Origin of the sequence: uncultured Prevotella sp. (assembly GCF_946407605.1) — a bacterium.
Lineage (GTDB): Bacteria > Bacteroidota > Bacteroidia > Bacteroidales > Bacteroidaceae > Prevotella.
Window position 1 is genome coordinate 112,932 of record NZ_CAMJOS010000006.1, and the last position, 25,989, is coordinate 138,920.

The window sequence follows — 25,989 nt, forward strand, 5'->3', positions numbered from 1 at the left end:
TTGTTTTTTACCTATTTTCTTTACAGTTTAAAGACCACTGGTATGCACACCTTGGTGCGACAGGGCTGGTCGTTCTCGATACCTGCAGTCCAACGGGGCATCATCCTCAGCACGCGGAGCACCTCGCGATCACACATGGGGTTGAGCGACTTCACCACCTTGACATCAGTCACGGAGCCGTCTTTGTTGACGATGAACTCTGCCACCACCTTACCTTGTATCTTACGTTCCTGCGCCAGTGGGGGATATTTCAGGTTGCGCTGCAGCCATTTCATCATCTCCACAGCACCACCAGGAAACTGCGGCAGGTCCTGCACAATGCGGAAACTGATGACATCATCGTCCATAGGTGCTGGCGGCTCTATCTCCTCCTCACCGTCCAGGGCGCTCATGTCGTTGTCCATATCTGTCTCTACTGGCTCGTCATCCTTCAGCGGCTCCACCTGTTCTTCCTCCTCAGCCACCACCAGCTTCTTCGAGGGTTCTGGCTCCACCTTCGGGGCCAGCGCCAGCTCATTTTCAAGTTGCATCATCGATGGCAGTTCCTCGTCCATCGACAGCATATCCAGCAAGTCGGGGTCGTCCAGTGGGTCGTCAGGCGTCAGGCTGTAGTTCAGGCCAACGAAGAGGAAGGCCAGTGCAACCACCAACCCCAGCGCGAATCTGGCCCATCGTCCATGCTCCAGGTCCGCCTTCCTGCTTTTCTTTACTTCCAACATTCGGTGTGCAAAAGTACTAAATAAAGCCGACAATAGGAAATATTTTTGTTTTTTCTTTTCATTTCTCTTACGAATTTCGTAACTTTGTGCCCGAATTATGAAACGTTTGATGCTGTCAGTCCTGTTTTCGGCACTTGCCATGATGATTCATGCGCAGGACAGCCAGACTGTGTTCAACTTCTTGCGACTACCCGTCAGCGCCCATGCTGCTGCACTGGGAGGCGACAACATCACACTGTCCGACGACGATGCCTCGCTGGTGTTCCATAATCCTGCTTTACTCTATAATGTCAGCGACCGCACCTTAGGTCTCAACATGATGACCTACATGCAGGGCTCGATAACTGGTAGTGCCTCTTATTCTCAGACCATCGGTGAACGCGGCACATGGGGTGTGCAGGGACGTTTCATCAGCTATGGCGAGATGAAAGAGACCACCTATGACAACCAGCAGACGGGCACCTTTGGCGCCAGGGACATTGCGCTGGGTGGCACCTTCGCCTATGGACTTACCGACCTTATCAGTGGTGGCGTCACAGCCAAGATGGTAGCCTCATATATCGGACAGTACAACTCGCTGGCAGCGGCTGTCGACCTGGGTCTGAACTACTACGACCCTGACTCGGAATGGAGCATCAGCGCTGTGGCCCGTAATCTGGGAGGACAGCTCAAAGCCTATGATGATGACTTCGAGCGAATGCCCCTCGACCTGCAACTGGGTGTCAGCAAGCGACTTGTAGGCTCACCTCTGCGTTTCTCGGCTACGCTGGTGCGCCTCAACGACTGGCAGTATGGGATAGGCAAGCATTTCGTCTTAGGTGCCGACCTCCTGCTCTCTGAGCAGTTCTACGTCGCAGCAGGCTATAACCCCCTGCGTGCCTCAGAGATGAAGATCACTGCTGGCGACGAGGAGAGCTCTCATGGTGCAGCCCTCTCGCTGGGTGCCGGCATGATGCTTGAACGCCTGCAGCTCCACATCGCCTATGGCAAGTATCACGTCAGCAGCACCTCGCTGATGATTAACTTCAGCTATGCACTCTGACGTCCCATCAAACCCATTAGACCCATTCACCCCATTAGACCCATTAGACCCATAAAAAAAACATGAAAAAGATTACAATAGCAATAGACGGCCACTCTTCGTGCGGCAAAAGCACAATGGCCAAGGAACTTGCCCGTCGTGTGGGCTATGTTTATGTTGACACAGGCGCCATGTATCGCTGCGTCACCCTCTATGCCCTACGCCATCAGCTCTTTGCAGCCGACGGCAGCGTACTCGAGGAACAGTTGCGCCAGGTAATGCCTGATATCAACATCGACCAGCGCCTCATCGATGGCAAGACCACCACATTCCTCAATGGCGAGAATGTGGAACTCGAGATACGCAGCCTCGAGGTGAGCAGTCACGTCAGCCCCATCGCTGCCATCCCCTTTGTGCGTACAGCCCTTGTGGCCCAGCAACAGAAGATGGGACTCGAAGGTGGTATCGTGATGGATGGACGCGATATCGGCACCACTGTCTTCCCCAATGCCGAACTCAAGATCTTCGTCACAGCCAGTGCAGAGGTACGTGCCCAGCGCCGCTACGACGAGTTGCAGCAAAAGGGAATGCCTGCCGACTATGCCGACATTCTGAAGAACGTACAGGAGCGCGACTATATCGACTCGCATCGTGATGTCTCTCCCCTCCGTCAGGCCGACGATGCCCTTCTCCTCGACAACAGCCACATGACCATCGACGAGCAGAACCAGTGGCTCATGCAGCAGTTCGAGAAAGCCATTTTAAAGGGATAATCCTTTCATTGAAAGGCCCTATTCCTTTAAATCAAAGGGGGCCTCTGTATAAAAAAAGCTACTTTCTGATAAGCGTGGAACCCTTGATGACTGAGGGACCATCGAGCTGGAGGGCGTAGAGACCGGAAGGTAAGGTGGTGAGCGAAAGACGATAGACGGACTGGCCAGCAGGGAGACGGACATCACGCTGCAGACGACCTCCAATGGTGAAGAGTCGCAGACGGGCCGAGACAGCGAGGGGCTCAGGAAGCGTGATGACGAGTTCACCACCACTAACGGCGATGCGGGCAGCAGTATGCTGCTGCGAGATAGTCTCCACGCGGTCGAGGCCAAGGATATAAAGGAGTCCCCGATAGACATCAATCTCGCCATAGCCATACTCGTTGTTGGGCCACGACATTGACTCGTCATAATGGCGTGAGGTGTGACTGATAACATCCATGACCTGCTCTGGCGTGAGGTCAGGCTTGGCCTGTAGCCACAGGGCGATGGCACCAGCCACAGCAGGACACGACATCGAGGTGCCACTATTACTGTTCCAGGCATAGGTACGCCCATTAAAGTCGACATGTGCCACATCCCACTTGATATCATCATTGTCAGGGTGCGTCTCGAGATAGAAACTGCTATACGATGAGACGATATTATTACCTGGTGCCATCACATCAGGCTTAAGACGCCCATCAAAGGTTGGTCCCACCGATGAGAACGGTGCACGCACACCCCCATTTCCCAGCCAGTATTTCTTCCACTCACCATTCATATTCTGGATGCTGTCGCGATAGGTGGTGGAGCCCACACAGATGACGCAAGGCGCACTGGATGGGCTGTTGATATTACAGATATACTCGCCAGCATCGAGGTTGGGGTTCAGCGCATTGGTAGTCAGACTGCCATTGACATGGAAATACTCCACATCCGCATCGATGCCCACCACCTCGACAGACACAGGATGGCGACTGCCCACATAGCCTGTGGTTAGGACAGAGACATCATAACAGATGTCGCGAGGGTCGTAACATGAGACATAGGCCTCAGCCTTTACAGCCAGCATATAGTCATCGAACTTCAAGAGCGAAGACTGCACGGAGTCAGGCTGTGCCAGCACCTCGCGGGTATCTACCAGCAACGTGTCTGGTTTTTCGCGATAGACCACGAATCGCAGGGAGAAATCATCCGCCGACTTGAAGGTGAGCATCATCTCCCGACCGCCACATGACAGGAAAGCCCCCATAGAAGGCTCACCCTGATATTTGCGGAACCACGTCTTACGAGAGGCATTATTGCCAGCCGACGAGACAATGATGCAGCCTGGTCCAGTGATACTGTCAAGCATCTCATAGAACAGGCAGTCATAGCCCCAGAAGTCCTGGTCTGAGCCCTCACTAAACGATGCCACACAGGGCTTACCCACACTCTTGGCATAGTCGAACAGATACTTAAAGCCAAGGACATCGGTGGCGAAGGTATATTTATAGATGTCAGCCGAATCGATATAGGCCAGATCATCAGACACCGCATTGGCCACCAGACAGATATCAGCCTCAGGTGCCATACCGCCATAGGGCGAGTTGTAGCCACTCCCCGCAGCAGTGCCTGTGGTGTGGGTGCCATGTGTGATATCGAGTCCATCGCGAGAATGTCCCAAAGCCAGCAAGGCCTCGCGCCCCACATAGTCGCGTCCCACATAGAAAGGACTGCCCACCGTATCCTGGGTAACCATATCCCACATGCAACGGATGCGATAATTGGTGGTGTCACGACTATAGAACGTAGGATGCGTCAGGTCGAACCCCACATCCATCACTCCCACCACGACGCCCTGTCCTGTAAAGGCCTGCGGCAGGTTCTGACCAGCATGGGCAGGCTGCACGTTGAGGTGCTCACGGATATGGTCGTTGGTGAGACTATTACCCCTCCTGGCCTCGATGCGCAGGATGCGGGAGTCGAGCGAGAGAGCACCCAACTGGTCAACAGGAATGCTGACGATATGCACGTTGCCTGCGCTGGTCAGCACACGACAGCCATGATCCTCAAGCGCCTGATGGTCAGAGACTTTCACAAAGGCGCAGAGCTCTTTTGACGAAGCAGGAGAAGGGAGATGCCTGGCCAGCTGACGCACGAGAGGCGACAGCTTTCCGTATTGCGGACGCTGGGCAGGCGCGACAGATGCCAACAGCCAAAACAGCAGTATGGTCAGTTTAATCCTCAAATCTCAAAAGTTCATCCCTGCATTGCTCCATCAGCCATTTTGGTGTAGAGGTAGCTCCGCAGATGCCTACCGTCTGAATATCCTTGAGCCACTCAGCATGAATCTCCTCCGGTCCCTCAATCTGATGCGTGTTGGGATTCACTCGCAGGCACTCGTTATAAAGCACCTTACCGTTAGAGCTCTTCCTTCCGCACACAAAGAGGATCAGGTCGTGACGTGCTGCAAACTGCGAGATGTTAGGCATGCGGTTGGCCACAGAACGACAGATAGTATCAAAGCTCTGGAACACAGCATCAGGTGAGATATGCGCCTGGATATATGCCACGATACGGTGGAACTCATCCAGCGACTTCGTGGTCTGACTGTAAAGATAGATATCACGCGAGAAGTCGAGTTTCGTCACCTCGTCGAAGTTCTCAATGACGATAGCAGTTGACTGCGTCTGTCCCACCAATCCCAACACCTCAGCATGACCTTTCTTGCCAAAGATGACAATCTGGGGGGAAAGACTATCCTCTTTCCACCTTCCACTTTCCACTTTCCTCTTTCCTCTTTCTTGCGTCCCTTCGGTAGCAAGCGACCTTAGGTCGAGCGCCTCTTTCCACTTTTCCTTGATACGGTTCTGCAGCTTCAGCACCACAGGACAGGTAGCATCGATAATCTCGATATTATTCTGACGGGCCAACTCGTAGGTGGCAGGCGGCTCACCATGAGCACGCAACAGCACCTTGACATCGTGCAACTCACGCATATCGTCGTGGTTGATGGTGACGAGTCCCATCTGTCGTAAGCGTTCACACTCCATGCCATTGTGTACAATATCGCCCAGGCAATAGAGCGTCTCGCCCTGTGCCAGCTCTTCTTCGGCTTTCTTGATGGCGGTGGTCACTCCAAAGCAGAAGCCACTGCCGTTGTCTATCTCTATCTGCATTTTTCTTTCTTTTATGGGTCTTATGGGACTCATAGGCCTATTGGGCTTATAGGCTCCTGAAATAATCGTCTAACAAATCACCGGCAGCCACGAAGCTGGTCTTCTGTCCCAAGAGCACCGACTGCTCAGCGGCAGACAGTTTCTCGCGGATTTGCGGGTTGTTATAGAAGTTCAGGCGCAACTGCTCGTTGATGGTCTCATACATCCAGTACTTAGCCTGTTCGTTGCGACGATAGTCGAAGTAGCCATTCGCCTTCACGAAGTCAAAATACTCGTATATCATGTCCCACACCTCCTTGACGCCAGTGCCATAGAAACCACTGTAACACAGCACCTTAGGACTCCACCCACTCTCGGACATGGGGAAGAAATGGAGGGCGTTGCGGAAGTTGGTGGCAGCCATCTGACAGCGGTCCACATTATCGCCATCACACTTGTTGATGACGATACCATCCGATATCTCCATGATACCGCGCTTGATGCCCTGCAGCTCGTCACCAGTACCAGCCACCTGAATCAACAGGAAGAAGTCGACCATAGAATGACAGGCCGTCTCACTCTGTCCCACACCTACGGTCTCCACGAAAATCTTGTCGAAGCCAGCAGCCTCACACAGGATGATGGTCTCACGCGTCTTACGGGCTACACCACCCAGAGAACCAGCAGATGGACTAGGACGGATGAACGAGTCGGGATGTATGGCGAGCTTCTCCATACGGGTCTTGTCGCCCAGGATGCTACCCTTGGTACGTTCGCTACTGGGGTCTATGGCCAGCACAGCCAGTCGCCCACCCTTCTCTTTCAGCAGGTGGATGCCAAACTCATCGATGCTGGTGGACTTACCAGCCCCTGGCACACCACTGATGCCGATGCGTACACTGTTGCCGCTATAAGGCAGACATTTGTTGATGACCTCCTGCGCCTTGGCCTGATGGTCGGGGTTGACACTCTCTATCAGGGTCACCGCCTGACTGAGGATGGTGACATCGCCCTTGACGATACCCTCAACCATCTCAGCAGCTGACAACTCACGACGACGGAAACGGCCTCGTTTCAGGTAGGGGTTGACGATAGATGGCTGTTCCACACCACTATTCACCTGCAGGCCTGCAAACTCTGAACTATTCTCGGGATGTTCCATGATTATCTTGTTATTTCTTTCGTTATCACGTTATGTCGTTATGTCGTTAAAGATCATTTCACGTTAACCTTGATGACCACCTTCGCGTGGTCGGGATCATTGGTAATCATCAGCACACGGGGTTTCTGACGCGCCTTGAGCAACTGACTCCTGTCAGACATCGCAATCTTGAGCTTTGTCGACTCACGGGGTTGCAGCTCGCGCTTGTCGAGTGTCACCTTCAGGCCCTTCGTAAACATCTGTAATGATGATATCTTCAGGGCAGTACGTCCCGTGTTAGTGATGGTAATCACCTCACTTTTACGCTTCTTGCCTTTGACCACGCCCAGTGTCAGCGAGTCGGCAGAGAGCTCCAGATGGGGCGCATACTGTTTGTTGCTGCCAGCATACAACGTGGTGTTGGGCAGCAGCACCACCGACACAGGCAACTCCGTATCAGCACTCACCCTATTACCCAGCTGCTCAGCCAGATAGACCGTGGTCTGCGTCAGTCCGAAGTCATGAAGATGCTCAGTGTTCAACATCAGCGTCACCTTGCCAGAACGACCAGGTGCCAGCGTCTCGGGTGTTGCCATCGAAATGAGATAAGGTGGCAGATGCTGTATGTTAGGCGTCATCACACTACCGCCATTGTTCAGCACGTGAATCTCCACCTCAGGATGCTCGCCCTGTTTCACATCATCAAACTCCACATTATTCACATCTGCCAGCAGGTCGCCAAAGGCATAGGGGTAGTTCTTCGAGTGGTCAGTCAACTCAGTCACCACCACACCCTTCATTGTCAACCAAAGCGGCTTCTCTGAATGGTTGAACCATACAGCGGCCTGCTTCGTGAAATGTCCTAACTGACGGGCATCGAAGGTCATGGAGATGGTGAACCTATCACCACCACCAATGCTCTTCTTGGGGTAGTCCACCTTGGTGCATCCACAGTCGGTCTTGACGTCAACGATAGAAAGATGACGACTGCCTTTGTTCTTCAGTTGGAAGGTGGCTGTCACAGGCATCTCAAAGCCCGTCTTTCCCACGTTAACCTCAGGATGGTCAACCTGTACCTTCTGGGCATTTAAAGGTAGAAAGGCAAACAGGTAAAAAGGTAAAATACCCAATACCCGCCATAACACCTTATTTATTTTCTTATGAGTCATTCCTTTTACAATTTTAGTCTTTTACTTCTATGGTTTGCGATTTGGCAACACCGCGGAACTCAGGACTATAGGCACAACTGGCGGTGCAGGTGCCTGTCTCATAGGTGCCCACGCGGTCAATGTAATACTCTGTCTCAATGACGTGCTTACCCTTCGACAGCCTATCGAAATAATAGTTGGTAGAGCAGTCGCGAGGTGTGGTATAGTAGCCCCAGCGATACCCACTCACCTGATAGACAGGCTCCATACATGCAGCCCGTTTGTCGATGACCTGTACAAAGTCATAATCGCGGTCAGCCTCGATGGTGATGCGGACTATCACGCGCTGACCCACATGACACTGGCCACTCATCACCTCATGCTTATCACTACTCAGCATCTCACGCTTCACGCTGATGCCACTGTTCTGCTCCTCAACCTCGCTGGTGTTCTGCATATACTGCATATAGACAGCACCCCACGAGGTTCCTGTAGAGGTCTTCTCGGCAGTAAACAGCTTCTTGTCATCACCAGACATGGCGGTCTTCACATAACCAATGCCGGCAGTAGCCTGTGAGGTCTCAATCTCGTTACCATCAACCTTCAGGACGGTCTTAGCCTGAGCCTTCAGTGCCTCGCTATTGCCATTGAGGAAGGCATACACAGCATCAGCACTATTGATAGGCGTATCCCAGGCCTGGTTGCGCTTCTCCTGCAACAGCCAGCGCTGCATCTCCTCGATGGTCTGCTTGTCATTGGGTGTCAGTCGTTTGATGGCCTCAATGGCAGCCACCTGTGTGGGTATGCGGAAGTTACGCCAGGAGTAGAAGGCACGTGGTGTGTCGTAATAGCGCCCCATCTCCTCTTTATAGACGGTATATTCCTTCAGACTCTTGATATAGGTCTTATCGTTCAGCACGATAGCCGACATCGCCTTGTCGTAGATGCTCTGGTTACGTGTCTCCTTCTTTAATAATTTAATAAGGTATGCGTTAGCCTCCTGTACGTTGGCAGGCAGTGAACGACCATCAAGGGTACAGATGTAAAGCCACTGCAAGGCCATATGACTGGGGAACGTGGGTGTCCAGCCACGTTTGGCGTCTTTCTTCATCTCACGTACCATCTCCACAATCTCCTTACCCATAAAGCTGAAGGCATCACTGAGCATCTCACGGGTGTCAGACTGTTTGGTGGTCATCTGGTTCAGACGTACCAACATCTCACTGATCTCGACAGTCATATACATCGAGCCAGTCATGCCAGGCCACCAGCTCCATGAGCCATCATCCTGTTGCAGGTCCTCAAGGTTCTCCAGCGAAGTGGCCAGACGCTGCTCCATCAGAGCCTCATCGAAGAAGTCAGCCAGACGTTCCTTCTGTTCCTGTTCACGGTTAGCATCTGCCACCCATGGTGTCTCGTCGAGTATCAGGTCCTTGAGTTCCTCGTTCTTCTGCAGACTGCTCATCAACGAGGTCTCGCTACCCTGTTCCCTACTCCAGGCCTCAAACACGCTCTTGGCCTGCGGGTTCTGCTTCAGTATATGACGACCTATGGCGTTGGCATAGAAAGAGGCAGCCTGACAGAGGGCGCAGTTGTCGTGTGGATGACCCACAACAGGCAGGGCCTGAATCATCAGCCAGGCGGGGTTGTTGGTGTATTCAATTGAGAATTGAGAGTTGAGGTTCGAGGTCTGAGGCTTCAGACTATTGAGGTCAATAGTCTTTGTGCCAGGCTGGTTCTGCGTGAAAGGCACGGTCTTGGTCACACGTTCCTTGTTGGGCAGGATGGGCAGGTAGTGCTGCTCACCATCGCTGAAGCCACTGCCAATGACCATCACCTTGGCTACGAGCAGACTGCGGGTCTCATGACTGCAATCATAGGGGAAGGCGACGGCAATGGTAGCGTTTGCGGTTATCTCCACATGCTGCTCATCAGCATAGACCACCTCCATGGTCTCTGGGTCAAGCAACTCCAGTCGGGCTTTGCCGCTAATGGTCTTGTCACCGGTATTGAAGATACGGGCAGCGATAAAAGCCTTGTCGCCCTGACGCACAAAACGCGGCAGGTTAGGCTGTATCATCACATCCTTCTTAGCAACCACCTCATCAGCCAAGATACCAGTCTTCATATCCTGGGTATGGGCCAGACCCATGAAACGCCAGGTAGTCAGACTCTCAGGCAACGTGAACTTAATAGTCACCTTACCCTCGCTATCAGCCTGCAACTGAGGATAGAAGAAAGCGGTCTCAATCAGGTTCTCACGCATCTGAGGCGCCATCTCTCCTACTGTCCCTTCCGCTGCTTGACTACTTCCAGTAAGGCGTTTGGCATGACTACCAAGACTACCTTCACCACCAACTATATCCAGTCCTGCTATGCGACCTTGCAGGGATTCATCAACATTTTCCGCATCCAAACCAGTGAAGGCGGCATCAGCACTCACCTCCTTCATTTCCACCACTTCGTCAACAACACTCTCGTTGACCATCAGGACTTTTGTCTCAGCCAATGCCCCAAGTGCTCTCCTGCCAGAGAACATTGGACGGGCATAATAGGCGGGATAGACAGAGTGGTCAAACTTATTAAACGACAGCTCACGATAGCTCAGCGGTTTCTGTGTCACGCTACCCAAACAGCTACTCATCATCCAGGTGCGACTGTTCCATGTGGTCGAGGGCATGGGCAGGTTGAGATAAGGTATCAGCATCCAACTATGAGGCACGAGCTGATCCAGGCTCTTGTCATAGAGCGTGGCCATCAGCTGCGCATTAAAGGGTTTCCCGTCAGGGCTAAAGGTGTTACATGGTTTACCGTCAGGTCCAACGATAGTCAGGGTCCATTCCTCCTGTTGTCCTGGTTCCAGACGATTACGGAAGGTCTCCCACTTCAATTGCAGATTACTGTCGGGCACAGGACGACGGAGTGACTTCTCATGATGATACGTCTTACCATCTTTTATCCAAGCATAGGTGATGGTGAGACCATTGCCATACGACTCCTGGTAGTTCAGCTTGCGGTTGACAAGCTCGTTGCTCTTGTCAATAGAGCCCCGCTCCACAATAGTATTCCCTGCCAGAAGGGTATAGACCATATGCACATCCTTAGCTGACGAGCCAACCTGTAATGTCACAGGCGTACCGTCATTAGGGAAATAATCATGGGACACAAAGAACCAGTCATCAGTCTCTGTGGCAGGACGCTTATCATCAAGCGAGAAGACCACGAAGTCCTGTTTCACCGTATCTTCACCACAGATAGCTTCCACCTGGTATTTTCCACTCTTCAACTTTGCCAGCGACACATACTTATTGGTATTGACGGTCAGCCAGTCCTGACTACGCTTACCCTCCGGCGTCAAGCGATAACTCACCTCTCCTTCGATATCGGTGCCAGCGGCATTACGCAGATGGAACAGCAGTCCCGCATTACTCTCTGCCAGCACCTTTTCAGGCACGTCTATGCTGAGGGCAGTCTTCCTGTTACCCAAAGGCAATGACAGCTCACCATGATGGGTCTCACCAGCCTGGTCAGTCACATCAGCCATCACCACGAAATTATAGAACATGGGATAACGGGTCTTGGGCATCACCAGAGGCGTAGGTATCGTAAACGAGCCATCAGCATCGGTCACAGTCTCTCCGCTCATCATGATATTATCCTCTGTATCCTCACCTATCGTCACCTGATTCCAATAGCTGGAATAACGCCACCACCAATAGGCCCGGCGACGTTCCACCTTATATGTCACTGTGGCACCTTGCACAGGCACGCCAGCATACGAACGGGCAGTACCTTTCACCTGCAGGGTGTCACCATCGGCATAGTTCTCCTTCACCTCAGGTATCTCCACCTCAAAGGTAGGACGCTTGTATTCCTCCACAGAGAAGTACTTGCCTTGCACGCCAACCTCCACGGAGTACATGCCGGAGAGTCCCTGACGGGGCAGCGTAAAGTCAGCGGCACAGGTGCCATAGTCATCGGTGATCAGCGTCTGTGATGCCACCTCCTTATGATTGGCATCATAGAGTATGGCTTTCACGGTCTTACCCTTCTCTACGCTGTGCTTATAGCCATCTTCCGTCTGATACAGGATAGCAGCCATGTGTACCTTCTGACCAGGACGGTAGATGGAACGGTCCAGGAATATCTCGGTATGCGACAGCACCCGTTGGGCTTCTCTGAAGCTGAACCAATTACTCTGATACACATCAGGACAGGCATTATCACTGGTGGTAAAGGCATAAAGCTCTGAAGGTCGCGTGCCATTGATCTTATACTCACACTCACCCTTTGCATCAGTCGTCAGCGTGACATAGTCCAGACGCACCCTCAAGCGCAACTGGGCACCCTTCACGGGCTGTCCCGTGATAGCATCCACCACCACATAACGCATTCTTTCGTCTGGCAGTCTCTGCGAGAGCACACGCAGACCACTGACATACAGAAGGGCACGCTCTACATTGTCTGACTTCGGCGAGCTCTCAAACTCCAACATATAGATACCTACAGGCAGGGCGGGCAGTGTCAGCGAGTCTTCATAGAACTCATAAGGTGCCTTACCCTCATACTGTCGGGTCTGTGTCAGCTCAGGCATGGCTTTCAGATGAGGCTTCACCCTCTGATAACCATCCTTATTACGAAGATATACACGCCCCAGCTCCCTGGCAGTGGTCTTCACCTGATAGACACGCATGGTCATCTTCGAGACGCTGCGCATCTGCTTCAGCTTAACCACATAAGGATGCTGAGGCAGGATGATCTCTTCACCACTGGCAAGGAACGTCAGAGCCTTCAGCTCGTTTTGATAATTCCTGAGCATATTCATGCGATGCCAGGAGCCCCAACGCTGCAGGGCCATCTCGAGATAGCCCCACTGCTGTTTCGCTGTGGCATCGGTATGTTCACGCATATACCGATAATACAGGATAGCAGCCTCTCCCACCTCTGGCAGATCGGCATAGACATTGATGAGTGAGTCAATACGAGCCAGACAGGTAGAGCCTTCGCATTTCTCATACATGCCATTCATCTGCTGCGACAGCAAGGCGATACTGCTCATCAGCGCAGCCTCGCGGTTCGAGGTCTTGGAATAGTAGTCACGCAGCACGTCATAGCGCTGGGTCTCATAACCAATCACACTTAGCAGGTCACCAGCATAATAACGACTGTCAACACCTTCCTCAACAAAAGGCTTATAGTCACCACTCTTCACAGAAGCCAGCATGGCAGGGTCTTTCAGTGCCTCGTCAAAATACTGTTTGGAGCGCACTTGGGCATCATCACCTAAAGAAGGGTTCATGTTATAGACAGACCCTAACACGGTCTGATAGACAGCCTTCAAGGCAGGGTCTTTCAGTGCCTGCTCACGTTGCTGCAGACGTGCTACGGCAGGTTTCAGTGAGTCGGGACTCACCTCACACTGTGTACGTGCGCTCTGTAGCTCTGCCTTCAGCAGCTGTCCGTAGGCTTTCTCCTTCTCAGCCTTCACCACTATCTTCCTCAGGGCTTCCTGTTCAGTCTGTGGCAGATCCTTCTTGCGGGCAGCCTCTACCTGCTTCCACAACGTGTCAAAGCTCTGTCCGAAAAGTATCGTAGGTACCATGCATAGAATGCCAAATATAATCTTTCTCATACGAATGTCAGTTTTGATAGCAAAGATAGCAAATATTTCTGACACGTCACGCTTCTCTTGCCCTAAAATATGAAAGTTTAACGCATTTTACGGATTATAGCCAATGACGTTCTGTCACCGATGCACGCCATTTTGTCACATTTCTTCCTTACGGCACGCTCTTTGTTCGCTTTTGGTCAGAACAAAACTAACAAGAAAGGAGTAATATTATGACAATTGAGAAATTTACAATCAAGGCGCAGGAGGTCATTCAGCAGGCTGTCAACACAGCCCGCCAGAACGGTCAACAGTCCATCGAGCCAGTACATCTGCTCAAGGCGCTGATGGACAAGGCGCAGGACATCACATCGTTTATCTTCCAGAAGTTGGGCGTCAATGTCCAACAACTCGACATGCTGGCCTCACAGGAGATGCAACATCTGGCACGTGTGCAGGGCGGTGAGCCTTATCTCTCCAACGACTCACAGAAGGTGCTGCAGAAAGCCGAGGACCATGCCCGTGAGATGAACGACGAGTATGTCTCCTGTGAGCCAATTCTATTGGCTCTTATAACAGTCAATTCTACGGTAAGTCGTATGCTCAAGGATGCCGGTGCCAACGAGAAAGACATGCGTCAGGCCATCCTCGAGTTGCGTCAGGGACAGCGTGTGCAGAGTCAGAGTGCCGACGATAACTACCAGTCGTTGGAGAAATACGCCAAGAACCTGGTAGACCTTGCCCGCCAAGGCAAACTCGACCCCGTGATTGGTCGTGATGATGAGATTCGTCGTGTATTGCAGATACTGAGCCGACGCACCAAGAACAACCCTATTCTTATAGGTGAACCAGGTACTGGTAAGACAGCCATCGTAGAGGGACTGGCAGGACGTATTGTCCGTGGCGATGTGCCTGAGAATCTGAAGGACAAGCAACTCTACTCACTGGATATGGGAGCACTGGTTGCTGGTGCAAAATACAAAGGTGAGTTCGAGGAGCGCCTGAAGAGTGTTATCAACGAGGTGACTAAGGCCGAAGGTCGCATCATCCTGTTCATCGACGAGATCCACACTCTTGTTGGTGCCGGCGGTGGCGAGGGTGCCATGGATGCAGCTAACATCCTCAAGCCTGCCCTTGCTCGTGGCGAGCTGCGCGCCATTGGTGCCACCACGCTTAATGAGTATCAGAAGTACTTCGAAAAGGACAAGGCCCTTGAGCGCCGATTCCAGACAGTAATGGTCGATGAACCCGATGAGCTCAGCGCCATCTCTATCCTGCGAGGACTGAAGGAGCGCTACGAGAATCACCACAAGGTACGTATCCAGGACGATGCATGTATCGCAGCAGTACAACTGTCAGAGCGATATATCTCAGAACGATTCCTGCCTGATAAGGCCATCGACCTGATGGACGAAGCTGCAGCCAAACTGCGTATGGAGCGCGACTCAGTGCCAGAGGAATTGGACGAGATTACTCGTCGTTTAGCCCAACTCGAAATCGAGCGCGAGGCTATCAAACGCGAGGGCGATACGCAGAAGATTGCCCAGCTGGATAAGGATATCGCTGAACTGAAAGAGCAGGAGACACAGTTCCGTGCCAAGTGGGAAGGCGAACGCCAGCTCATCAACAAGATTCAGCAGGACAAGCAGGATATCGAGAACCTGAAGTTGGAAGCTGAGCGTGCTGAGCGCGAGGGCGACTATGGCAAGGTAGCCGAGATACGCTATTCAAAACTGAAGGCCCTCGAGGATGACATCGCACATATCCAGAGTCAGTTGGCCAATGCACAGGGCGACAACTCGCTGGTTCGCGAAGAAGTAACCGCCGATGATATCGCAGAAGTAGTATCTCGCTGGACAGGCATCCCTGTCACCCGCATGATGCAGAGCGAACGCGAAAAACTGTTGCACCTCGAAGAGGAGCTTCACAAGCGTGTCATCGGTCAGGACGAGGCCATCACGGCAGTGTCTGATGCAGTGCGCCGCAGTCGTGCCGGTCTTCAGGATCCTAAGCGTCCTATCGCCAGCTTCATCTTCTTGGGTACCACAGGTGTAGGTAAGACAGAGCTCGCCAAGACCCTGGCTGACTATCTGTTTAACGACGAGACCATGATGACTCGTATCGATATGAGTGAGTATCAGGAGAAGTACAGCGTGAGCCGTCTGATAGGTGCGCCTCCGGGATACGTAGGCTATGATGAGGGTGGTCAGCTCACTGAGGCAGTACGTCGCAAGCCATACTCAGTAGTACTTTTCGACGAAATCGAAAAAGCACATCCGGATGTGTTCAACATCCTGCTGCAGGTACTTGATGATGGTCGATTGACGGATAACAAAGGCCGTACTGCCAACTTCAAGAACACCATCATCATCATGACCTCTAATGCTACCCGTGAGCAGTTGAGAGCCACCATGCGTCCTGAGTTCCTGAACCGTATCGATGAGATCATCACCTTCACGCCACTCACCAAGGAACAGATTGCCGAGGTGGTGAAGCTGCAACTCTCTCATGTGCAGAAGATGCTCGAGCCACAGGGCTTCACCCTTGAGGTCACCCCACAGGCTGTCGACTGGCTGGCTCAGGAGGGCTACGATCCGGAATATGGTGCTCGTCCCGTCAAACGAGCTATCCAGCAGTACCTGCTCAACGACCTGTCCAAGAAGCTGTTGGCCGATGAGATCAGCCGTGACAAACCCATCGTTGTCGATTCCTTTGGCGATGGCTTGGTGTTCCATCACTAACCCACAAACGAAAAGTGCGATTCCCAGAACAGGAGTCGCACTTTTGTGTTAATAAGTCAGTATGTAATTTAAGGTAGTATTATTAGGTTGGCTTTTTTGTATGGCACAAAGATAGGTTATTTTTCTGTGACGACCAAATAATTTGTGGTATTTTTTGTGCCTTTCCATTAAAAAATTTTCTGTTTACGGGCACAACAGTAACAGCATCCCGAAGCAGGAGTTTTTTAGGCTTTTATTTTGCAATCTGAAAAAGATTTTGTACCTTTGCCACGAAAATACTAACTACACATAACAATGAGAAAAACAACATCCTATTTCAACGTGTTGGTAGCATGGCTCCTGATGTGCATGGTATCAGTACAGATGATGGCTAACCCCATCACACGTGAACAGGCGAGAAAGAAAGTGACAACCTTCCAGAAGATGAAAGGCGACAGCAAAGTCATCAAGGCGGTGGTCAACGAGAAACGCCTCTCACCAAAGAGGGCTGCCAGTGCTACGGCTTATGAACCGTATTATGTGTTCGACCGTGGCGATAACGAGGGTTTCATCATTGCCTCTGGCGATGACCAGACCATCGAGATCCTGGGTTATACCGACAATGGCAACTTCGACTATGAACAGTTGCCCCCGCAACTGCAGGACATGCTGAACGACTATGCCCGTCAGATAGAGGCCATCCAGGCTGGTGCACCTGTAAACAGACTGCCTGCCAACCACCCCAAGGTAGAGCCGTTCGTGACGTCTAAATGGAGTCAGGGTTCCCCCTATAACCTCCTCTGTCCTTTGGATGGTGGCTCACGCTCTGTGACAGGTTGTGTGGCCACCGCCATGGCGCAGTTGCTGTACTACAACCGCGAGAAATCGGTCACAGAGACCACTGCAGCCATCCCTGGCTTTACCACATACACAAAAGGGATTCAGGTGCCAGGCATTCCTGCTGGTTCTCCCATCGACTGGGACAACATGAAGGACACCTACGGTTCTGCCACCGACCTGCAGAAGCAGGCCGTAGCGCAGTTGATGCTCTACTGTGGTGTGGCGATAGAGATGGACTACACCAGCTCATCGTCAGGCGCACAGCCCACCGCAGCCGCAGAAGCCTTCAAGAAGTATTTCGGTTATGGCAACTCAGTGAAGTTTATCAACGAGTTCAGTAGCGAGGATGAAATAGACCGACTGATTTATACAGAACTGACTGCCGGACGCCCTGTGTATCTGGGTGGTTATACCGGCGACTGGAGTGTGGGTCATGCCTTCCTGACCTGTGGCTATGAGAACCAGCGCTACTACATCAACTGGGGCTGGGGCGGACAGAGCGACGGCTATTATTACCTGACAAACCTAACGCCAGGTAACGGACAGGGCATTGGCGGCAGCGAAGACGGCTATAGCACGGGCAGAAATATCATCATCGGCCTGGAGCCCGAGAACTTCGGCGAGAAAGCCATGACCTTCAGCGACACCTCCGTGAAGACCGTCTGCATAGAGAAATGGGATGCCAACGGCGATGGCAAGCTGACCTATGGCGAGGCAGCAGCCATCACAGACCTTGGCGATGCCTTTAAGGGCAACACCAACATCAAGAAATTCCCTGAGCTCTATTACTTCACGGCAGTCACCACCCTACCCGATGATGCGTTCAATGGCTGTGCTAACCTGAACACGCTACGACTGCCCAAGAAGCTGAAGAGCATTGGCGCAAGGGCCCTGAAAGACTGTAAGAAACTGACGCAGCTCAACCTCCCCACAGGGGTTAGCGCCATTGGCGAGGAGGCTTTCTCCGGCTGTGCTCTGCTCACACCTTTTGAGCTCCCCAACGAGATGACGGCCATCGGGAAAGGCACCTTCAAGAACTGTGCTCAGTTCACCGAGGTCAACCTGCCCATCAGCATCAACAGCATTGGCGACGAAGCTTTTGCAGGCTGTACACACCTCACCAGCTTCACTGTCAACACCTTCCATCCTGACATCATCACCCTGGGCACATCGGTCTTCGGGAATGTGGACCTCAGCAAGGCCACCCTGCATGTCATGCAGGGCACGAAGACATTCTTCGAGACAGCCGAGCAGTGGAAGGACTTCGGAATTATCTTGCAGACACGTGACATCTCCGAAGGTCGTTTCTCCACCCTCGAAGCTGGCAACACGTATTATCTGTATAATGTGGGCACAGGACGTTACCTGACCAAGGGCGAAGCCTACAACACACAGGCCGTGGTGGGCACCACACCCATGCGCTTCAAGGCAGTACATCCCTCCACCAAACCTGAGGGTGTGTATTACTTCACCTCACCCGACACTGGCAATAGCGGCAAATACCTGTTCCGCACAAAATCAGACCTTAACGTAGGCAATGGCGTCAAGGCATGCTTCGTGGATGGCACACAGCTCACCAATGCCTACTGGAGCATCCAGGAGGCGGGCGACATGATCTACACCATCCAGATACCCGCTGACGATGCGACCTATGTAGCAGGTGAATTCCTGGGTGTGCAGACCGACCATGCCACCAATGCGGCCACAACCACCTACGGTGCCTACTATGATGTGAACTACAACAGCCACGCGCTGAACTGCCAGTGGCAGCTGGTGCTCTACGATGAAGCTGTCGCAGAGCGTTTCAACGAGGCACAGGCACTGGAGAAGCTGATTGCCACTGCCAAGAAGCGTAACGTCAGCTATGAAGAGGAGCAGGCCGTTTTCGACAATCTGGAGAGCACCCTCGAAGAGATTGCTGCTGCCCAGAGCTCATTGCGTAAGAAACTGAAGTTCATGGAGTTCTATCATAAGGAGGTGCGCACGGAGTGTATCAAATACTTCGATAGCGACATCGATGGTGAGCTGAGCTATAAGGAGGCCTCTGATGTCAGCGACTTCGGTTGGCTGTTCAGCTTCATGAACTACACCTCACTGGTGAAGGTCGAGGAGCTGCAGTACTTCACCCATGTCTTGGCCATCCCGGGCAACTTCATGCAGGGCTGCACCAACCTTGAGACAGTCATCCTGCCCGAGGGTCTGGAGAAAATCTACTATTACGCCTTCAAGGGCTGTAGGAAGCTCAAGGCCATCAATATCCCTGAATATGTCAACGTCATTGGCGATGAGGCCTTCGAGGGTTGTACGGCCTTACGCGAGGTGAATATTGCCAATCCTAATCCTGCCAGCATCAATATGGGCAGCAACGTGTTCAAGAACGTGCCTCTGGCCCAGTGTACGCTTTACGTGCCCTTCGGTTCCAAGGCCCTCTATGCTGAGGCACCTGTCTGGAAGGACTTCGGTACCATCATTGAGATCCGTGGTGCTCACACGCAGCCTGTCTTCTCACCCATCACCACCGACCAGCCTGGCTATATATATAATATAGGTACACGCATGATGCTGACCATGGGCGAGGCCTATGGCACCCAGTCTATCGTGGCCCAGAAGGGACGTCTCTACCGTTGGGTGAAGAATACCGGCGACACTTACACCATCACAGACAACATCACAGACAATGTGGTGTTCCGCACCAATACCGACACTAAGGTGGGTAGCGGTGTCAAGGCATGCTTCGGCGATGGTAGCCTGTCGGCCAAGGCCTACTGGACGGTAGAGCCCGTGGCAGACAATATCTACGCCCTCCATGTGCCTGCCAGCGATGCCACCTATGTGGAAGGTGATTACCTGGGCATCGACGAGAGTCACCAGAGTGATGTTGCCAGTCCCACCCATGGCATCTACTGGGATATCAAGGGCATCACGCCAAACTCCCAGTGGGCGTTTGTCACCGAGGAGGATTATAAGGCTGCACAGGCCATCGATGATGTGGTGGCGAAGCTGAAGAAGAACCTGGCTACCGCCAAGGCCCAGGAGATTGACGTCACCGATGAGCAGGCTGTCTATGACAACCCGCAGAGCACCCTCGGTGAGCTCCAGGAAGCCCTGGTGTCTGTACGTGCCAAGCTGCATTTCATCACCTTCCAGGATAGTAAGGTCATGACGCTCTGTATCACCAACTGGGATGCTGATGGCGATGGTGAGCTGACCTTCGAAGAGGCGCAGGCTGTGACAGATATCGGTGAGACCTTCCGTGGTGCTGACATCATATACTTCGAGGAGTTCAAGTACTTCACCTCGTTGACCACCATCCCTGACAATGCCTTCCGCAATGCCAGCGACCTGCAGATTCTCTATCTGCCTGCCAGCATCACCCAGATCAGCAGCTCAGCCTTCACAGCTTGCAGCACACTCGAGTACCTGGTCATCCTCAACGACCAGATGGTGCTGCCCTGTAACTTCACCATACGTCCCCAGACCACCTATTTCGTGCCTGGAGCAGTACTGGCAGGCTATCAGGCTGACGAGTCATGGACCGATAAGAAGCTCACGGAATATACCGGCAAGCCTGTTGTCACCGCTGAGGCCACCCGTATCTACGGACGTTCTATGGGTATCATCAACCCCAAGGTGCTGGGAGCCCCTGTCATTGGCACGCCAGAGACAGCCTGTGAGTCGATGGCCATCGCCACACTGCCTGTTGGCACCTATCCCATCACAGTCATGGCAGGTACTATCACCACGCCTAATGTAGAGCTGCGCGAGGGTGTGCTCACCATCACCCCTGCCCCACTCACCATCACGGCTAATAGCTACACCCGCAATGTGGGTGAGCCTAACCCCGAGTTCGAGCTGACGTATAAGTCATTCCGTAACAAGGAGACCGACACCGTATTCGTGGTACGTCCTGTCATCGAGTGTGACGCCACGATCGACAGTCCTGCAGGCGAATATGAGATCCGTGTCTCTGGTGCCGAGGCCCAGAACTACGAGATCACCTATGTCAACGGTATCCTGACGGTTGTCAACCCCACAGGCATCAATACTCTTCACGCCTCTGACGCCCAGCAAGAGGTCTTCGACCTCCAGGGTCGTCGTGTCAACGCACAACTCAAGAAGGGTCTCTACATCAAGCGCAACAAGAAGATTGTGGTGCGATAAGTCACCTTTCGGGGTGATAACACAAGTGAGCGAGGCTGTTTCCAACCTCGCTCACTTTATTTTTTATGTAATAATTTGGTTAATTCAATAAAAAGTATTACTTTTGCATCCGCTTTTGCGCCTGTGGCGGAATTGGTAGACGCGCTAGACTTAGGATCTAGTTTCTTCCGAAGTGCAGGTTCGAGTCCTGTCAGGCGCACCCTTGACCCTTCACCCTTGACCTTCGGTCTAGTCTGCTCACGCTCGACAATAATCAAGCAAGCTTGTCATTGTTCTCGCTTACTCGCAGCCTTCACCTTTCACCTTTCACCTTTCACCTTATCAAGTTCCTCGTAGATGGAGTTATTCGATTTGTACTCCGGCACGATGGCTTTCATCTTCCTCACCGTTTCCATATCGTCATAATTCTTTGAGATGGCAATCAGGTCTTCTATCTCCTTGTTCACCTGTTCATAGTCATACTCGCGCACCTCAGCAATACGGATCTTCTCATGGAACGAGGGCTTGGTACCCTCCAACTCGTTGAGCACCTCCTCATACAGCTTCTCGCCAGCACGCAGTCCGGTGAACTCAATCTTCACATTCTTGGCACCCGACAGGGCAATCATCCTCTGTGCCAGGTCAGCAATCTTCACCGGCTTACCCATGTCAAACACGAATATCTCACCGCCATGACCCTTGGTACCAGCCTCCAGCACCAGCTTACAGGCCTCAGGTATCAGCATGAAGAAACGCACGATATTCGGGTCTGTCACAGTCACAGGACCACCATTCTTGATCTGCTCTCTAAACAGAGGGATGACACTACCGTTCGATCCCAGCACATTACCGAAGCGTGTGGTCACAAACTGTGTCTGTGCCGATTTGTTGGTCTTCAGCGACTGGTCCAGGCTCTGCACATAGATCTCGCAGATACGCTTTGAGCATCCCATCACGTTCGTGGGGTTCACGGCCTTGTCAGTCGATATCATCACGAATTTCTTGACGCCATATTTCACGCTCAGGTCAGCAATGACCTTTGTGCCGTAGATATTGTTCTGCACAGCCTCGCTGGGATTGTCCTCCATCATAGGCACATGCTTATAGGCAGCGGCATGGAACACATAGTCGGGTTTGAACAACGAGAAGATCTGCTCCATCCTCTCCTGCTTGCAGATAGAGGTCACCACGGTCTCTGCCTTGATGTCAGGAAACTCCTTATGCATCATCAGGCGGATATCATGCTCAGGTGTCTCGGCCTGGTCTATCAGCATCATCTCGGCAGGACCGAACGAGGCCACCTGACGTACCATCTCAGAACCGATACTACCTGCAGAACCGGTGATCAGCACACGCTGACCATGCAGCAGCTGTCCCACCGAATCCAGGTCAATCTCAATCTCACTACGTGGCAACAGGTCTTCTACCGACACCTCTTTCAGCTGTATGCCCTTGAAGTCATCTTCTGTCAACTGACCATCAACAGTCTTCAACTCCTTGGCACCCTCAGCCATAAATATCTTACAGCCCGCCTTGATCAGCAGGTCCTGCATCTCCTGGTTATTACGGAAATCCTCCACACGTTGTGGCGACACGAGGATAGCCTGGATATGCTTTTCTGCGATGATCGACGCGAGGTCATCATTCACATTATACACATTACAACCCATCAGCTGCATGTGCTTGGCACGGTCATCATGCGAGATAAAGCCTCGCAACAGGAATTTCTTTGGACGCTGCGAGTTGATGTTCTTAGCCAGACCAATACCGCCAGTCAAGGCACCATATATCAGGGCTCTCATCGCACGCTTGTCAGAGAAAGCCACATCATACAGGTTCTTCACCACCACACGCTCAGCCCACATCAACAGAGTGGCTATCACAAACATGGTCACAATCTCCGTCTGGCTCAGCTTCGATACCAACTGAACATCCTGTGCCTCCATCACGAAAGAGTAACACAAGGCGATGAGCATCGACACCAGACTGCCATAGGCCACGCGCATCAGGTCAATGAAGCTCGAGAACCTGACCACACCCGAGTAGGTGCGGAACAGGCGGAAGCCCAGCATGGCAAAGAATGTGTAAATGAGTAAAGTATTTAAGACCTCGAAACGGTTATCTACCAATGCGGCTGTCTTGTTAAACATCCAATAGGCGAAAACCCCCGAAAAAAATACCACTACGCTATCGGTCAAAAACACGCACCAATAAGGCAGCGAGTTCTTATTAAAGTACCAGCTTAATACCTTTCCTAGTGGGTTCATCATACTATTATTCTCTTGTTTCTTTGTATATCGGCTGCAAAGTTATAAAAAATTATTTTAAAAAACAACACTGTTTACCTTTTTTTTATCTTTTCACCGTTTTTCTTGTCCTTTCACCTTTCACCTTTGACCTTTCAACTTTCACCTTTCAATTCTCAATTTTCAATTTTTACAACAGATTAATACTAAAGCACAAGCCACAGGTAAAGGCCTTACCCTCAAACAAACCACACTGCAGGAGGAAATAACGGTATAGACGACAGTCCACACCACAGTTCACCCCATTACCATCCCATTCTACGATGGCTCGCAGGGGTTGATAGAACGCAGGCTGGTAGGTGATACCTCCCACCACCCCATTCCATCGGTGGTTATAGTCCCGATACCAGTCACGGTAGGCCACATGGGCACCAAACAGATGTCCGGAATAATCAATATGTTTCGATGCAGCCACGAAGTAGTTCTTATAGTAGTTGCTTCCCGATTTACCGTCTTCACCAGATCCCCACACATCATTACCACCAACAGCTATAGAAGGCCACCACTGGTCTTCATTGATCAACTGGATCTTGGCCGAGAAATAGCGATCCTTGGCATAGAAACCTGTCTGTCGCTTTGGGTTCAGGTTCTTATGGAACTTCATCAGCGTATAGCCATATCCCAGCTCAATCCATCGGAAGGGCGTAATACTCAGGTAATTCGATGCCGTATTATATTTCTCGCCATCCAACGTGAAAGCATCTGGCACCATCTCGTGAGGCAGGAACTGGGCACCAATACGCGCCATGCCCACCGTGTCCATGTCAGCCGTTGGCACATGAATAAGTCCGTTAAGACCTGTAGCCTGTTGCCCCCTGACGGTTGTGGTCAGCAAGCATATCATCAATAAAAAATATAGTCGTCTCATCATCATCATTCATTAAAATTACCCGTACCCCATGGCAAGCGCATCGGTAGTGTACGCTCGTTCTCCTCCGGATCGGTGTTATACTTCTTCATCGAATAACCATCCGACTGTGCATTATACGTCAGGCGGAAGTTCGATGCAGGTCTGAACACCACCTTCTCGTGCGACTTCTTATAAGGCGGAATCATCATCACCACCCTGAAGCCGCCAGACTTGTCGTTTGAGCCACCTGTGCTCTGATAACGCTCATGGATCTGGGCAAACAGACTCACCGAGCAATGGTTGAAATGACGGATGATCTCACCCTCCACACCATTATCACCATTCATATAACGGCCACCCGAGACACGGAACTCAGTAGCCCAGGGGTTCAGCCACACGCTGGCTCCTGCCACACCAAACTTTGACCACTGGCTCGTTTCAAATTCCGACTCCGAAACATCGTTCTGCAGGTTAAAGCCCAGTGCCCAGTGGTTCACCAGTCCCAGACGGGCATGTACCATCAGCCACGAGTTGATGGGGTACATCCACCGCAGGTCCGCACCATAACGCTCCATGCCAAACAGTCCTGCAGTCACCTTAAAATGCTGCTTCGCCTCATCGAAATGTATCTCCTTCGAGATGTTCGCCATGTTCAGGCGAATCATGTCGTAACGCTCTGGATAGCCATCATTGATCAGTGGCAGATACACCTGTCCTGCCACCTGCCAGTCCTTACCCAGATGCCACTTCACGCCAGGCGTCACATTGATTAGCACATCATACAGGCGCAGATAGTTAATATCGGCATAGCTCAACTCAGCCCCAGCGAACAGCTCCACTTGTCCTGCCTGCTGCGCCCTGCCCTTCGCAGGTAGCAATGCCAAAAGACACAGAAAAACAATCCATCTTATTCTCATACTCTCACTTTTGACTTTTCACTTTTCACCTTTCACCTTTCACCTTTCACCTTTCATCCACTTCTTTCTTTCCTCCTCACTCATCTTCTCGATAGCATATCGCAACATGGTGCGAGGCATCTCGTGGGCATGCTGACGCAGGAAGTCACGCAGGAGCTCCATTGAGCATCGCTTACCCATCTCCCTTAACATCCACCCCACCGCCTTGTGCATCAAGTCATGCGGATGGTGCAGATGTATCTCAGCATACCTCAGACACCACGACGGGTCCCCCATCTGTGACGTCTTCCATGTACACACCATGCTCATCCTCTGCTTCCACAAATTCTCGCTCTGTGCCAGCTCATCCAGCACCTTCCGCTTATAATCTATTTGGAGGGTGTCTTGTCCTCCCCCTAAGCAGGGGGACTGAGGGGGTCTTTCTCCCCCTAAGCAGGGGGACGGGAGGGGGTCTTTCAGGTTCGTCGGCAACAGCAACCAATGTCCCAATATCTTTGGCACAGATAAATCCACCAAGTCCCAGTTGTTCGCCTGCTCCGCATAATTGAGATACATCGTCAGAATTTCATCGCGCCCTCTTATCGCCTCCTCCGTGCACTCCAGCGGCGTTGTCTTTATTCCCGTTCTTCCCGTGCACTCCAGCGGCGTTGTCTTTATTCCCGTTCTTCCCGTGCACTCCAGCGG

At 52.1% G+C, this 25,989-nt stretch carries 14 protein-coding genes and 1 tRNA gene; 5 read left to right on the forward strand and 10 right to left on the reverse strand.

The genetic code is table 11. The features are described 5' to 3' along the window. Window positions 1-20: 20 nt before the first annotated feature. On the reverse strand, window positions 21-719 hold the full coding sequence (locus Q0R57_RS04650; protein ID WP_294744240.1) for an energy transducer TonB: 699 nt from the start codon (window positions 717-719) through the stop codon (window positions 21-23). A 97-nt stretch (window positions 720-816) separates the two neighbouring features. Here Q0R57_RS04650 and porQ point away from each other — a divergent pair, with 97 nt between their 5' ends. Together porQ and cmk are read left to right on the forward strand one after the other, a co-directional pair. After that, window positions 817-1,761, forward strand: a complete 945-nt coding sequence (porQ, locus tag Q0R57_RS04655) for a type IX secretion system protein PorQ (RefSeq protein ID WP_294744241.1) — start codon at window positions 817-819, stop codon at window positions 1,759-1,761. Between the two features lie 62 nt (window positions 1,762-1,823). Beyond that, window positions 1,824-2,513 carry a (d)CMP kinase gene (cmk, locus tag Q0R57_RS04660; RefSeq protein ID WP_294744242.1) on the forward strand — a complete coding sequence of 230 codons (690 nt, stop codon included), beginning with the start codon at window positions 1,824-1,826 and terminating at the stop codon, window positions 2,511-2,513. Window positions 2,514-2,571: 58 nt separating this feature from the next. Here the strand turns inward: cmk and Q0R57_RS04665 are convergent, their stop codons facing one another. The 5 genes from Q0R57_RS04665 to Q0R57_RS04685 are packed head-to-tail and all read right to left on the reverse strand — an operon-like array spanning window position 2,572 to window position 13,556. Beyond that, a complete protein-coding gene (locus Q0R57_RS04665) occupies window positions 2,572-4,725 on the reverse strand; it encodes a S8 family serine peptidase (protein ID WP_294744243.1) in 2,154 nt (717 codons plus the stop codon). After that, the gene (locus Q0R57_RS04670) at window positions 4,715-5,656 is read right to left on the reverse strand and encodes a 4-hydroxy-3-methylbut-2-enyl diphosphate reductase (RefSeq protein WP_294744244.1); all 942 of its coding nucleotides are present in this window, start codon (window positions 5,654-5,656) and stop codon (window positions 4,715-4,717) included. The genes Q0R57_RS04665 and Q0R57_RS04670 overlap by 11 nt, the downstream gene beginning before the upstream one ends. A 46-nt stretch (window positions 5,657-5,702) precedes the next feature. Further along, the gene (gene meaB, locus Q0R57_RS04675; protein ID WP_294744245.1) at window positions 5,703-6,797 is read right to left on the reverse strand and encodes a methylmalonyl Co-A mutase-associated GTPase MeaB; all 1,095 of its coding nucleotides are present in this window, start codon (window positions 6,795-6,797) and stop codon (window positions 5,703-5,705) included. Between the two features lie 53 nt (window positions 6,798-6,850). Further along, window positions 6,851-7,945 (reverse strand): DUF1573 domain-containing protein, encoded by a 1,095-nt coding sequence (locus Q0R57_RS04680; protein ID WP_294744246.1) that lies wholly within the window; start codon window positions 7,943-7,945, stop codon window positions 6,851-6,853. 13 nt (window positions 7,946-7,958) lie between these two features. Further along, the gene (locus Q0R57_RS04685; protein ID WP_294744247.1) at window positions 7,959-13,556 is read right to left on the reverse strand and encodes an alpha-2-macroglobulin family protein; all 5,598 of its coding nucleotides are present in this window, start codon (window positions 13,554-13,556) and stop codon (window positions 7,959-7,961) included. Window positions 13,557-13,765: 209 nt separating this feature from the next. Between Q0R57_RS04685 and Q0R57_RS04690 the strand changes: the two genes are divergently transcribed. The 3 genes from Q0R57_RS04690 (at window position 13,766) to Q0R57_RS04700 (ending at window position 21,452) form a co-directional block, all read left to right on the forward strand. After that, window positions 13,766-16,273 carry an AAA family ATPase gene (locus Q0R57_RS04690; protein ID WP_294744248.1) on the forward strand — a complete coding sequence of 836 codons (2,508 nt, stop codon included), beginning with the start codon at window positions 13,766-13,768 and terminating at the stop codon, window positions 16,271-16,273. Between the two features lie 294 nt (window positions 16,274-16,567). Further along, window positions 16,568-21,253, forward strand: a complete 4,686-nt coding sequence (locus Q0R57_RS04695) for a leucine-rich repeat protein (protein ID WP_294744249.1) — start codon at window positions 16,568-16,570, stop codon at window positions 21,251-21,253. 117 nt (window positions 21,254-21,370) lie between these two features. After that, a tRNA-Leu gene (locus Q0R57_RS04700) sits at window positions 21,371-21,452 on the forward strand. A gap of 100 nt (window positions 21,453-21,552) precedes the next feature. Here the strand turns inward: Q0R57_RS04700 and Q0R57_RS04705 are convergent. From Q0R57_RS04705 to Q0R57_RS04720, 4 genes are all read right to left on the reverse strand, one after another. Beyond that, window positions 21,553-23,499, reverse strand: a complete 1,947-nt coding sequence (locus tag Q0R57_RS04705) for a nucleoside-diphosphate sugar epimerase/dehydratase (protein WP_294744254.1) — start codon at window positions 23,497-23,499, stop codon at window positions 21,553-21,555. 169 nt (window positions 23,500-23,668) lie between these two features. Next, entirely contained in the window at window positions 23,669-24,409 is a 741-nt protein-coding gene (locus Q0R57_RS04710) for a YjbH domain-containing protein (protein ID WP_294744250.1), read from the reverse strand. Window positions 24,410-24,411: 2 nt separating this feature from the next. Further along, entirely contained in the window at window positions 24,412-25,305 is an 894-nt protein-coding gene (locus Q0R57_RS04715; protein ID WP_294744251.1) for a hypothetical protein, read from the reverse strand. 39 nt (window positions 25,306-25,344) lie between these two features. Then, the coding region (locus Q0R57_RS04720; protein ID WP_294744252.1) for a DNA alkylation repair protein at window positions 25,345-25,989 on the reverse strand (645 nt) is incomplete at its 5' end.